The sequence below is a fragment of the Duganella radicis genome, from assembly GCF_009720825.1.
Classification (GTDB): domain Bacteria; phylum Pseudomonadota; class Gammaproteobacteria; order Burkholderiales; family Burkholderiaceae_D; genus Rugamonas; species Rugamonas radicis.
This window is the reverse complement of sequence record NZ_WNKY01000007.1, coordinates 22,915-35,921: the sequence shown is the minus strand read 5'-3', so window position 1 is coordinate 35,921 and position 13,007 is coordinate 22,915. Positions and strand designations below refer to the sequence as shown.

Below are 13,007 nucleotides of genomic sequence, written 5' to 3'. Positions count from 1 at the left end.
TTGATCTTGTTGCCACCCGAGGAGACGCATGCGTTTTAAAAATACAATAATCGGGATGTGGCCGGCCATCGTGGCCCTGTGCTGCACCACCCTGTCGGCCGCCGAGACGGCCCATCCCTGGAGCGATAGCCGGCTCGACGCCGACCAGCGCGCCGGTCTGGCGCTGGCCGCCATGACCCAGGACGAGAAGCTCAAACTGGTGTTCGGCTATCTCGGTTCCGACATGGAGTCGAAAAAATACACCCGGCCGCCGGAGTCGCACAATCAGTCGGCCGGCTTCGTCTACGGCGTGCCGCGCCTGGGCATCCCCCATCTGTGGCAAACCGACGCCGGCCTCGGCGTCGCCAGCCAGGCCGGTCCGAACGCGCGGTCCGGCACGGCGCTGCCGTCCGGCCTGGCCACCGCCGCCACCTGGGACCTGGACGGCGCCTATGCCGGCGGCGCCATGATCGGCGCCGAGGCGCGCGCGCGCGGCTTCAATGTCATGCTGGCCGGCGGCGTCAACCTGATGCGCGAGCCGCGCAACGGCCGCAACTTCGAATACGCCGGCGAAGATCCGCTGTTGGCCGGCCAGATGGTCGGGGCGCAGATCCGCGGCATCCAGTCCAACCATGTGGTGTCCACCCTCAAGCACTTCGCCCTGAACGACCAGGAAAGCGGCCGCACCACCCTGAATGTGAAGATCGACGAGGCGGCCTCGCGCATGTCCGACCTGCTGGCGCTACAGATCGCCAACGAGCAGGGCCGGCCGGGCGCCGTGATGTGTTCGTACAACCGCCTGAACGGCGTGCACGCTTGCGAAAACGCTTACCTTCTGACCGAGGTGCTCAAGCAGGATTGGGGCTTCAAGGGGTGGGTGATGTCGGACTGGGGCGCGACCCACAGCACCATCCCGGCCGCCAACGCCGGGCTCGACCAGCAATCAGGCATGCCGTTCGACCTGGCCGACTATTTTGGCGCGCCGCTCAAGGAAGCCGTGCTCAACGGCTGGGTGCCGCAGGGCCGGCTGGACGATATGGCGCGCCGCGTGCTGTACGCCATGTTCGAACACGGTCTGGTCGACCACCAGACCGCGGCGCCGGCCGACTTCAAGGCCAACGCCGCTGTGTCGCTGCGCGACGCCCAGGATGGCATGGTGCTGCTGAAAAATGACGGCAACCTGCTGCCCTTGTCGCGCGCGGTCAAGCGGGTGGCGGTGATCGGCGGCCATGCCGACCGTGGCGTGCTGGCCGGCGGCGGTTCCTCGCTGGTGTATCCGGAGGGCGGCAACGCGGTGCCGGGGCTGGAGCCGAAGACCTGGCCGGGGCCGGTGATGGTTTACCCGTCCGCGCCGCTCAAGGCCATCCAGCAGCGCCTGCCGCAGGCGCAGGTGCGCTTTGCCGACGGCGCCGACACGGCCGCCGCCGCCAAGCTGGCGCGCAACAGCGACGTGGTGCTGGTGTTTGCCACCCAGTGGACCGGCGAAGCCTTCGACATGCCCGACCTGGCGCTGCCGCGGCAGCAGGACGCCCTGATCGCGGCGGTGGCGGCCGCCAATCCGCGCACGGTGGTGGTGCTGGAAACCGGCGGCCCGGTGACCATGCCGTGGCTGGCGCAGGTGCCGGCCGTGCTGGAAGCCTGGTATCCGGGCAGCAGCGGCGGCGAGGCCATCGCCAGCGTGCTGTTTGGCGAAGTCAATCCGTCCGGCCACCTGCCGGCCACCTTCCCGGCCTCGGTGGCGCAGCTGCCGCGGCCGGTGCTGGATGGCTATCCCCAGGTGGAAGAGCGGCGCTTCGAGGTCGATTACCACGAGGGCGCGGCGGTCGGCTACAAATGGTTCGACCTGAAAGGTCTCAAGCCGCTGTTCCCGTTCGGCCACGGCCTGTCCTACACCCGTTTCGATTTGTCCGGCCTGCGTGCCAGCGTCGACGGCGGCGCGTTGAGCGCCTCGTTCACGGTGCGCAACAGCGGCAAGCTGCGCGGCAAGGAAGTGGCGCAGATATATGTGGCGCCGCTGGGCGCCGCGTGGGAGGCGCCCAAGCGCCTGGCCGGCTTCAAAAAGGTGGACCTGGCGCCGGGCGCAAGCGCGACGGCCACGGTCACCATCGATCCGCGCCTGCTGGCCATGTATGACCCGGCCAGCAAGCACTGGAAAGTGTCGGGCGGCGATTACCGCCTGACACTGGCGGCCGATGCCGGCGCCGAGCCGGCCGCCAGCGTGGTAGTGCGGTTGCAGGAGGCCAGCTATGACGTGAACGGCAAGCCCCTGCCGAGATAAAACAAAAAGGAGGAGACATGCATCATGAAGACCAGCAAAGCCCATCGGATCGCGTTGCTGTTTAACGCGAACAAGACCTTCGACCGTGAAGTGATGTCCGGCATCGCCGCCTATCTGGCCAGCCGGCGCGCCACCTGGGAACTGTTTCTGGAGGAGGATTTTCGCCTGCGCCTGGGCGGCATCGAGCACTGGCAGGGCGATGGCATCATCGCCGACATGGACGACCCGGCGGTGGCGGCCGCGCTGGCGCGTTGCAAGGTGCCGGTGGTGGCGGTGGGCGGTTCCTACGCCAGCCCGCACGACTATCCGGCCGGCGTGCCGTATGTGGCCACCGATAATTTCGAACTGATCAAGGCCGCCTACACCCATCTGGTGGACGCCGGCCTGCACCGCTTCGCCATGTTCAGCCTGCCGGAATCGGCGCAGAACCGCTGGGCCCAGGAACGCGAGAAAGCCTTCCGCAGCCTGATGGCGCAGGACGGCATGACGGCCGAGATTTTCCGCGGCTGCGAGACCAGCGTGCAGGAGTGGGACGAGGCGGTGCGCGGCCAGGTGGACTGGCTGCGCAGCCTGCCCAAGCCGGTCGGCATCATCGCCGTCAACGATGCGCGCGCGCGCCAGCTGTTGCAGGCCTGCCTGCTGGCCGGCATCGAGGTGCCGGAGCAGGTGGCGCTGATCGGCATCGACAACGATCCGCTGGTGCGCATGCTGACCCGCATTCCGCTCAGCTCGGTGATCCAGGGCGCGCAGGAAATGGGCCGCACCGCGGCCAGCCTGGTGGAACGCATGCTGCATGGCGCCAAGCTGGAGGGACTGCGGGTGCTGGTGCCGCCGGCCGGCATCCAGGCCGCCATCTCCAGCCAGCATCAGGTGATCCGCCATCCGCAGGTGATGCGGGCGCGCCACTTCATCCGCCAGTACGCCTGCCAGGGCATCAAGACCCACCAGGTGGCCGAGCATGTGGGCGTGTCGCGCTCGTCGCTGGAAACCTACTTCCGGCGCGAGCTTGGTTGCAGCGTGCACGACGTCATCCTGCGCTGCAAGTTGGACGCCGCCAAGGCCGGGCTGGCGAGCGAGCGCAGCATCGCCGAGGTGGCGCTGGGCAGCGGCTTCACTTCCATTCAATACCTGCATCTGGTGTTCAAGCGCGAGCTTGGTTGCACGCCGCGCGCCTACCGTGAGCGGGCGCAGGAGGAGCGTGGCTTGCTGGCCTGCGGTTAGCGGATTTTGTTTGTTGTTTTAACGTTTTTCATAATTGTGAGAGACCGGAGGGGTTCCTACAATCGGAGTACCCACTACATAACAATACCGGAGACGAACAATTGAAGCAGCTTAAGAAAACCGCGATCGCGCTGGGCGCGGCGCAACTGGCCTTGATCGCCAGCGGCATGGCGTTTGCCCAATCGGAGCCTGCCACCGTGACGGTGGTGGGCCAGCGCGCCGCGCTGGAGTCGGCGCAAAAAATCAAGCAGAACGCCGACGAAATCGTCGACTCGGTGGTGGCCGACGACATCGGCAAGCTGCCCGACAAATCGGTGACCGAGGTGCTGCAACGCATCGTCGGCGTCACCATCGACCGCACCATGAACCGGGTCGATCCGCAGCAGGGCGTGGGCGACGGCATCCAGCACTTCGCCGCCGAAGGCACGGGGGTGTCGATCCGCGGCCTGAGCTATGTGCGCTCGGAACTCAACGGCCGCGATTCGTTCTCGGCCAACGGCGGCCGCTCGCTCAGCTTCGAGGACGTGCCGCCCGAGCTGATGGCCGGCGTCGACGTCTACAAGAACCCGTCGGCCGAGCAGGTCGAGGGCGGCATCGGCGGCCTGGTCAATCTGCGCACCGCGCTGCCGTTCGACTTCAAGGGCCGCAAGGGCGCGCTGTCGGTGGAGGCGGCGCGCTCCGACCTGCGCGGCAAGACCTCGCCCTCGTTCTCCGGCATGCTGTCGGACCGCTGGGACACCAGCCTGGGCCAGTTTGGCGCGCTGATCGACCTGGCCCATTCGCGCATCGACACCCGCAGCGACGGCATGTCGGTCGGCCCCTACATCCCGCGCAACAACATCGTGGTGGGCGACACCAGCGGCAAGACGCGCTGGGCGCCGGGCGGCATCGGCTTCACCACCAATAACTTCGCGCGCGACCGCGACGGCCTGTACGGCGCGCTGCAATGGAAGAAGGATACGTTGTCGTCGGCGTTGACCTACTTCCGTTCCAAATACAAGATCCACACCACCGAGAATTCCTTCTTCCAGGCCGGCCAGGCCAGCGTGACCCAGCTGGACCCGGGCGCCACCTTCGACGACCAGGGCGCGCTGTTGACCGGCGTGCTGCGCGATCCGAGCGAGGGCGGGGTCAACGTCGGCACCGCCGCGCGCGCCACCGGCCGCACCGCCGACACGCGCGACATCTCGTGGAACCTGAGCTGGCGCGCCTCCAGCCAGTGGACCCTGCGCACCGATTTGCAGCATGTCAAGGCCACCACCGAAGGCTACGACAACACCGTCGGCCTGGGCGGTTTCATTCCGAAGGAAACCCTGAACCTGGGCGCCTCGCCGATCGGCGTCTCGTTCGACGCCAGCGACCGCGCGGCCCTGCTGAATCCGGCCAACTACTACTGGGGCTTCACCCAGGAACACCGCGACAAGGCCGACGGCACCCTCAAGGCCGGCCGCATCGACGCCAAGTACACCTTTGATGATCCGGTGCTGAACGATGTGCGCTTCGGCCTGCGCGCCACCGAGCGCGAGGCGCTGACCCGCTCGACCCACGACACCGAATGGACCCAGATCAGCCAGCCGTGGGCGGTGGGCGACTCGTGGCAGCCGCTGAGCCAGTTCGCTTACCTGAGCGACCCGCGCTTCACCGGTCACTCCGGCACCCAGGGCTTCTCGAACTTCTTTGGCGGCCAGTTCGGCGTGCCCACCGTGATCGTGCCAAACATGGCGCTGACCGGCAATGTCCCGACCAACTTCGCCATGCTGCACAACTACACCCAGCTGGTGTGCAAGACCCCGTGCTCGCAGGCGGTGTGGACGCCGGCCCCGTACGGCGACGCAACCGGCCTGAACGAGCAGCATGAGCGCACCAAGGCGGCCTACGCCCAGCTGCGCTTCGGCTTCGACAAATGGCAATATCCGGTGGACGGCAATGTCGGCGTGCGCGTGGTGCACACCGACATGACGGCCGGCGGCTACCAGTTGTTCGCGCCTCCGACCTCGACCGTGATTGGCGTGCCGGCCATCCCGGCGCAATCGCAACGGCAGGACTTCAGCAACAGCTACAACAACGTGCTGCCGAGCCTGAACCTGCGCATGAAAACCAGCGAGGCGCTGCAATTCCGCGCCGCCCTGTCCAAGGGCATGACGCGGCCGGACTTCTGGCAGATGCAGACCTACACCACCCTGAGCCAGAACGTCCACACCCACCAGGACGCCAGCGGCCAGGCGGTGCTGGACTCGATCGACTACACCGGCTCGGCCAAGGGCAACCCGATGCTCAAGCCCACGCTGTCGAACAACTTCGACCTGACCGGCGAGTACTACTTCGGCCGCAGCAGCTCGTTCACTGTGGCGCTGTTCAACAAGCAGATCAAGGACATCATCATCGGCCAGACCACCTCGGTCGCCCTGAAGGACACGACCGGCGCCTCGCATGACTTCCTGATCACGGCCCCGGTCAACGGCGCCAAGGGACGCGCCACCGGTCTTGAGCTGGGCTACCAGCAGTACTTCGACAAGCTGCCGGATTGGATGAGCGGCTTCGGGCTGTCGGGCAACTACACCTACATCGACAGCCGCATGAGCATGTACGCGCCGCTCAACCGTACCTGGTGCACGCCGAAGGCCGACCTGGCCTCGTCGCTGGCGGCCAGCATCGGCGGTTGCGACACCGATGGCCGCGTGCTCAACAACGGCAACCTGCCGATGACCGGCATGTCGAAGAACGCCTTCAACCTGGCCTTGCTGTACGACCGCGGCCCGCTGTCGGCGCGCGTGGCTTACAGCTGGCGCTCGAAGTACATGCAGGCGGCCAATGCCTACGGCGCCAACGGCAGCGACGGCGTCGACGCCAATCCGAACAGCGCTACCAAAGGCCAGGCTTCGTCGGTCAACTATGCGTTGCCGGTGTGGGGCGGCGCCTACGGCCAGGTCGACATGGGCATCCACTACAAGATCGCGGAAAACCTGAGCCTGGCCTTCGAGGCGCGCAACCTGACCAATGCGCTGTTCAAGCAGTACATGCAGCAGAACATCGGCTTCAAGGAGAAGGGCGCCTTCTACACCGGGCGCAGCTACACGCTCCAGGCGCAATACAACTTCTGATGGCCTGACATGTCCGACAAGGCACTGCAAAAGATTGTCATTGTGGGCGGCGGCACGGCGGGCTGGATGACCGCCGCGCCGCTGGCGCTGCGGCTCGGCAAGTCGTGCCAGGTCACGCTGATCGAGTCGGCCGACATCGGCACGGTCGGCGTGGGCGAGGCCACGCTGCCGTCGATCCGCTACTACAACCTGGCGCTGGGCCTGGACGGTGCCGATTTCGTGCGCCGCACCCAGGCCACCTTCAAGCTCGGCATCGAGTTCAAGGACTGGGGCTGGCGCGGCAACCGCTTCTTCCACGGTTTTGGCGATTTCGGCCCGGCCATCGACAACCGGCCGGCGTATATGTACTGGCTGCACCTGGCGCGCCAGTCCAGCGACATGCCGTCCTACGAGGACTGGTCGATGACCACGGCCATGGCGCGCGCCAACCGCTTCATTCCGCCGTATGGCGAGCCGGGCACGGTCACCAGCAGCTATTCCTACGCCTTCCATTTCGACGCCAGCCTGTACGCCGCCTACCTGCGGGAATACGCCGTGGAGCGCGGCGTGCGGCGCATCGAGGCCACCATCGACGGCGTCGACCTGCATCCGGAAACCGGCTTCATCACGGCGGTGCGGCTGGCCGACGGCCGCCGCGTCGAGGGCGACCTGTTCATCGATTGCTCCGGCTTCCGCGGCCTGCTGATCGAGGGCGTGTATCAAGCCGGCTACGACGACTGGAGCGCCATGCTGCCGTGTAACAGCGCCCAGGCGGTGCCATGCGCGCGGGTCGAGCCACTGACGCCTTACACCACCTCGACCGCCAGCGGCGCCGGCTGGACCTGGCGCATCCCGCTCCAGCACCGCACCGGCAATGGCCATGTGTACTGCAACAGCTTTATCAGCGACACCGAGGCGGCGCGCGTGCTGCTGTCGGGGCTGGACGAACGCGCGCTCGACCAGCCGCGCCAGCTGCGCTTCACCACCGGCCGCCGGCGCAAATCGTGGATCAAGAATTGCGTCGCCATCGGGCTGTCGGGCGGCTTCCTGGAGCCGCTGGAATCGACCAGCATCAACATGATTGAAAACGCGGTCGGTTGGCTGCTGCAATACTTCCCCGACCGCGACTTCCGTCCGGCGCTGGCGGAGGAGTTCAACCGGCTGGTGGCGCAGCGCTATGAATTCGTGCGCGACTTCGTCATTCTGCACTACAAGGTGACCCGGCGCGACGACAGCGAGTTCTGGCGCTACTGCGCCAACATGCCGGTGCCCGACACGCTGCGCCACCAGATCGAGCTGTTCCGAGAAACCGGGCGCGTGGTGATCTACGATCCGCAGGGCTTCTCGGTGTCCTCCCACGTCTCCATCCTGATGGGGCTGGGCGTGATGCCGGAGGCGGGCGATCCGCTGATCGGCCAGATGGACCAGCAAGCCTTGCAGCTGCACTACGCGCGCATGCGCGACACCATCCAGCGCGCGGCCGCCGCCATGCCCGGCCACGCCACCTTCATCGCGAAACAAATCGGCACCGCCGCTTCCGGGAGATGAGTTGAACATAGCCTGCAAACCTTATGCGCGCCGCCTGCTGGCGGCGCTGGCCATTCTGTGGCTCGGCATCGCCGGGGCGGCCGACCGGGAACGCATCGACTGGTGGCGCGAGGCGCGCTTCGGCATGTTCGTGCACTGGGGCCTGTACGCCATCCCCGGACGCGGCGAATGGGTGCAGTGGAATGAGCAGATCCCGGTCGAGCAGTACGCCAGACTGGCGCAGCAGTTCAACCCGACCGCGTTTGACGCCAACGCCTGGGCCGGGCTGGCCAAGTCGGCCGGCATGAAGTACATGGTGTTCACCTCACGCCATCACGACGGCTTCGCCATGTTCGATGACGGCGGCAATCCCTTCACCAGCGTCAACACCGCCGCGCACCGCGATTTCGTCGGCGAGTACGTCAAGGCGGCGCGCCAGGCCGGGCTGGGCGTGGGGCTGTATTACTCGCCGCTGGACTGGCGCTATCCCGGGTTCTTCTTCCCGGACTTGCAGCGCGCCAGCGCGGAAGCCATGCGCGAGCAATACCAGCGCCAGATGAAGGCGCTGTTGTCCAACTACGGCAAGATCGATGTGCTGTGGTTCGATGGCGGCGAGGCGGACTGGCTCAGCTTTGGCGGCGACTGGGGCGGCGCCGAAGCCGGCGCCAACTGGGTCAAGCGGCCCTGGGGCAAGCACTACAAGGGCGGCTTCGACTGGGGCCATCAGCAGGTGTACGAGATGTTGCGTCGCCAGCAGCCGGACATCCTGATCAATGGCCGCGCCGACATGCGGGAGGATTTCCATTCGCGCGAGGGCGAGGGCGCGCTGGGCGCGTTCGACAACCGCCAGCCGTGGGAACTGTGCAGCACCATCGCCGGCGCCTGGGGCTACCAGCCGGGCATGGTGCCGCGTCCGCTCGATCACTACATCCGCCTGCTGGTCAACGTGGTCGGCCGCGACGGCAACCTCCTGCTCAACGTCGGCCCCGGTCCGGACGGCCGCATCGACGAGGTGCAGGCGCAGCGCCTGCGCGAGATCGGCGGCTGGCTGGGCAAGTACGGCGACAGCATCTACGCCACCCGCGGCGGGCCGTTCCTGCCGGGCGACTACGGCGTCTCCACCCACCACGGCAACACCATCTACGTGCACGTGCTGAAATGGGCGCAGGACAAGCTGGTGCTGCCGGCGATTCCGGCCCGGGTGCTACGCGCCAGCGCGCTGACCGGCGGCGCCGTGCAACTGGCGCAAAACGGCCAGGGCGTCGAGCTGACGCTGCCGGCCGCCCAGCGCGACGCCATCGACACCATCATCGCGCTGGAGCTGGACGGCCCGGCCGCCGCCATCGGCACGCGGGCCGTGCCATGAGCGACCTGCCGGCGGTGCGGCGCATCGTGGTGGTGGGCGGCGGCACGGCCGGCTGGATGGCGGCGCTGGCGCTGACCACCAGTTTGCCCGGCACGGTGGTGGAACTGGTCGAATCGGAGGAGATCGGCATCGTCGGCGTCGGCGAGGCCACCTTTCCCTCGATCCGCCACTACAACCGCCTGATGGGCATCGACGAAGCCGAGTTCCTGCGCGCCACCCACGGCACCTACAAGCTGGGCATTGAATTCCGCGACTGGCGCCAGCTCGGTCAGCACTACTTCCACACCTTCGGCGACTTCGGCCAACTGAGCGGACCGTACGCGCTGTGGGGCCAGCATGGCCGCCTGGGCGCCGAGGCCCCGGGCGACTTCGGCGAGCAATGCCTGCCGACCGTGATGGCCATGAAGGGACGTTTCAGCCTGCCGGACGCCGGGCGTGGCGGCTTCAACTACGCCTACCATTTCGACGCTACCCTGTACGCGGCCTATCTGCGCAAGCTGGCGCTGGCGCGCGGCGCGCGCCGCAGTGAAGGCCGCGTGGTCGAGGTGACGCGCCGTCCGGATGGCGGCGTGCACGGCGTGCGCCTGGCCGACGGCCGCGAGCTGGCCGGCGACCTGTTCATCGATTGCTCGGGCTTCGGCTCGCTGCTGCTGGGGCAGGCGCTGGGCGAACCCTATGTCGACTTCAGCCGCTGGCTGCCGATGGACCGCGCCTGGGCCTGTCCCTGCGAGCGCGGCGAGGGCGGCCGCGCGCCGCCGGCCCCCTACACCCGCGCCACCGCGCTGGAGGGTGGCTGGGCCTGGCGCATCCCGCTGCAACAGCGCACCGGGCATGGCCACGTGTTTGCCAGCCGCTACATCGACGAGGAGCGCGCGCGCCGGCAATTGCTGGCGCAGCTGGACGGCAAGCCGCTGGCCGAGCCGCGCCTGCTGCGCTTCACCACCGGGCACCGGGCCCGTTTCTGGGTCGGCAACGTGGTGGCGCTGGGGCTGGCCTCGGGCTTCCTGGAGCCGCTGGAATCGACCAGCATCTTCCTGATCCAGAGCGGACTGGCGCGGCTGATGGAATTGCTGAAAAGCGGCGCGCCGCTGGACCAGGACGCGGTGGCCGGCTACAACACCGGCGCGGTGCGGCAGTTCGCCCGCATCCGCGACTTCATCGTGCTGCATTACTGCCTGACCGGCCGCCGCGACAGCGCCTTGTGGCGCGACATGGCCAGCATGGCCTTGCCCGACACGCTGGCCTACCGTCTGCACGCCTGGCGCGAGGCCGGCGCGCTGCTGGTGTACGACGAGGAAGGCTTCGACGCCACCAGTTGGCTGGCGATCCACGCCGGCATGGGCCACTGGCCGCGCCAGGCCGACCCGGTGTTGCAGGAGTGGCCGCGCGGCGAAGCGCTGGCCGTGCTGCGGCGCCGGCGCGACGCCATCGCCGCCATGGTGGCGCGCATGCCGGCGCACGCCGATTTCCTGGCCGGCACGCTTGCCGGAACCAGACACTTCAACCCACAGGAGAACCCCATTGCGCATACCCGGGCAGCTTGATTTTTTCCATTCCACCGCGGCCGGACTGTGCCTGCTGGCGCTGTCGGGCGCCAGCCTGCCGGCCCGCGCGGCCGCCGACGCCGTGCTGATTTCGCCCGAAGGGCGCACCACCATCCGCATTGCCGCCGACGCCAGCCGTTTTTCGGTGGCGCACCGGGGTGACGCGGTGATCGCCAATTCGCCGCTGGGGCTGGAGCTGGAGGACGCGCCGCAACTGGCCGGCCTGGCGCTGGAGCGCCGCGCCGACCATCGGGTCGACCAGGTGATTCCGCTGATCGCCACCAAGGCCGCCAGCGCGCGCGATCACTATCGCGCCACCACCCTGACTTTCCGCGAGCGCGGCGGCCAGCGCCGCCGCCTGCTGCTCGATGTGCGCGCCTACGACGACGGCGTGGCTTTCCGCTACCGACTGGACAGCGCCGCGCCGGTGCGCTTGCGCGGCGAGCGTACCGCCTTCGTGGCGGCCGGCGATCCGTCCTGCCTGACCGCGGTGGCCAACGGCGCCCACGAGACCGAATTCATACGCCAGAACTGGTCGCAGCTGCGCGAAGGCGTCGGCTATGATGTGCCGCTGGTCTGCACCACGGCGTCCGGCCGCACCACCTATGCCATCACCCAGGCTGACCTGAGCGGCTATACCGGGGCCTCGCTGTGGCGCGAGGGGGGCGCGCTACGGGTACGCCTGTCGGCCGTGCCCAAGCGCGACGGCCCGGCCTATGTCTCGCCAGCCGGTTTGAGCACCGCCTGGCGGGTGGTGATGCTGGGCGACCGCAACGGCGACCTGATCGCCTCGCAGCTGATCGGCAACCTGAACCGCCCGCCGCAGGGCGACTTCAGCTGGGTCAAGCCGGGCAAGGCGGCCTGGGACTGGTGGTCCGGTCCGCTGGAGGGCATGAAGCCGAGCATGGACAACTACCGCCGCTTCATCGACTTTGCCGCCGCCTCCGGCTTCCCTTACTACCTGATCGATGCCGGCTGGGCCTGGGGCAGCGGCGGTTGTTGTGACGCCTTGCCGGGCACCGATGTCACCCGGCCGGCCGAAGGCATCGACATGCCGGCGCTGGTGCGCTACGCCGCCGACAAGGGCGTGGCCCTGCTGCTGTGGGTGCACTGGGCACATCTGGCGCCGCGCATGGAGCAGGTGCTGGACACCTACGCCGCGTGGGGCATCAAGGGCGTCAAGATCGACTTCATGGACCGCGACGACCAGGAGATGGTGGCCTTCTACCGCCGCGTGGCCGAGGCCACCGCCAAGCGCCATCTGCTGCTCGACCTGCACGCCGCCTATGTGCCGGACGGCATGCAGCGCAGCTACCCGAACTTCATCACCCAGGAGGGCGTGCTGGGCGCCGAATGGGACAAGATGGACAAGCGCGTCACCCCCCGCCACAACCTGATGCTGCCGTACACGCGCATGCTGGCCGGGCCGATCGATTACACGCCGGGCGGCTTCCGCAACGGCACGCCGGCCAGCTACAGCGTGCGCGCGGTGCTACCGTTCACGCAGACCACGCGCGGCCAGGCGCTGGCCATGTACGTGGTGTATGACAGCCCGCTGCAAATGGTGTCCGACGATCCCGACGCCTACCGCGACGCCGATGGTTTCGACTTTATCCGGCGGGTGCCGACCGCCTGGGACGAGACCCGCTTCCTGTCCGGCGAGCCGGGCCGCGACATCCTGCTGGCGCGGCGCCAGGGCAAGGCATGGTATCTGGGCGCCATGACGGCGGCCGAAGGCCCGACCGGCATCGAGGTGCCGCTGCGCTTCCTGCCCGCCGGCCGTTACCGGGTCACCTTGTGGGAAGATGGCGAGCACCCGAACGCCCTGCGGCGCAGCCAGCGCGAGGTGACGCCGGACGAGGTGCTGTCGCTGCGCCTGGCGCCGGCCGGCGGCGCCGCCGTGCTGCTGGAGCCGCTGCCCTGATGCGCTGATGGACTGGGCTGCCGTCCGCCACGCTTTGCGCCGGCGTGGTACAAGGGATGACACAGCCAGCCATCGCAAGGGAGTCCGT

At 68.1% G+C, this 13,007-nt stretch carries 7 protein-coding genes; all 7 read left to right on the top strand.

All coding sequences use genetic code 11. From position 1 onward, the window contains the following. The first annotated feature begins 28 nt into the window (after positions 1–28). The 7 genes from GM676_RS08960 to GM676_RS08930 all read left to right on the top strand — a co-directional run bounded on the left by GM676_RS08960 (position 29) and on the right by GM676_RS08930 (position 12,919). Positions 29–2,257, top strand: a complete 2,229-nt coding sequence (locus GM676_RS08960) for a glycoside hydrolase family 3 C-terminal domain-containing protein (RefSeq protein ID WP_155463192.1) — start codon at positions 29–31, stop codon at positions 2,255–2,257. A gap of 24 nt (positions 2,258–2,281) precedes the next feature. Then, complete coding sequence (locus GM676_RS08955; protein ID WP_155463191.1) at positions 2,282–3,478, top strand: XylR family transcriptional regulator; 1,197 nt, start codon at positions 2,282–2,284, stop codon at positions 3,476–3,478. Between the two features lie 101 nt (positions 3,479–3,579). Further along, entirely contained in the window at positions 3,580–6,579 is a 3,000-nt protein-coding gene (locus GM676_RS08950) for a TonB-dependent receptor (protein WP_155463190.1), read from the top strand. Between the two features lie 9 nt (positions 6,580–6,588). Next, positions 6,589–8,106, top strand: a complete 1,518-nt coding sequence (locus GM676_RS08945; protein ID WP_155463189.1) for a tryptophan halogenase family protein — start codon at positions 6,589–6,591, stop codon at positions 8,104–8,106. 1 nt (position 8,107) lies between these two features. Next, complete coding sequence (locus GM676_RS08940; protein ID WP_155463188.1) at positions 8,108–9,451, top strand: alpha-L-fucosidase; 1,344 nt, start codon at positions 8,108–8,110, stop codon at positions 9,449–9,451. Next, entirely contained in the window at positions 9,448–10,995 is a 1,548-nt protein-coding gene (locus GM676_RS08935) for a tryptophan halogenase family protein (protein WP_155463187.1), read from the top strand. Before GM676_RS08940 ends, GM676_RS08935 begins: the two co-directional genes overlap by 4 nt. Further along, the gene (locus GM676_RS08930; RefSeq protein ID WP_211923196.1) at positions 10,973–12,919 is read left to right on the top strand and encodes a glycoside hydrolase family 97 protein; all 1,947 of its coding nucleotides are present in this window, start codon (positions 10,973–10,975) and stop codon (positions 12,917–12,919) included. Before GM676_RS08935 ends, GM676_RS08930 begins: the two co-directional genes overlap by 23 nt. The last annotated feature ends 88 nt before the right edge of the window (positions 12,920–13,007 follow it).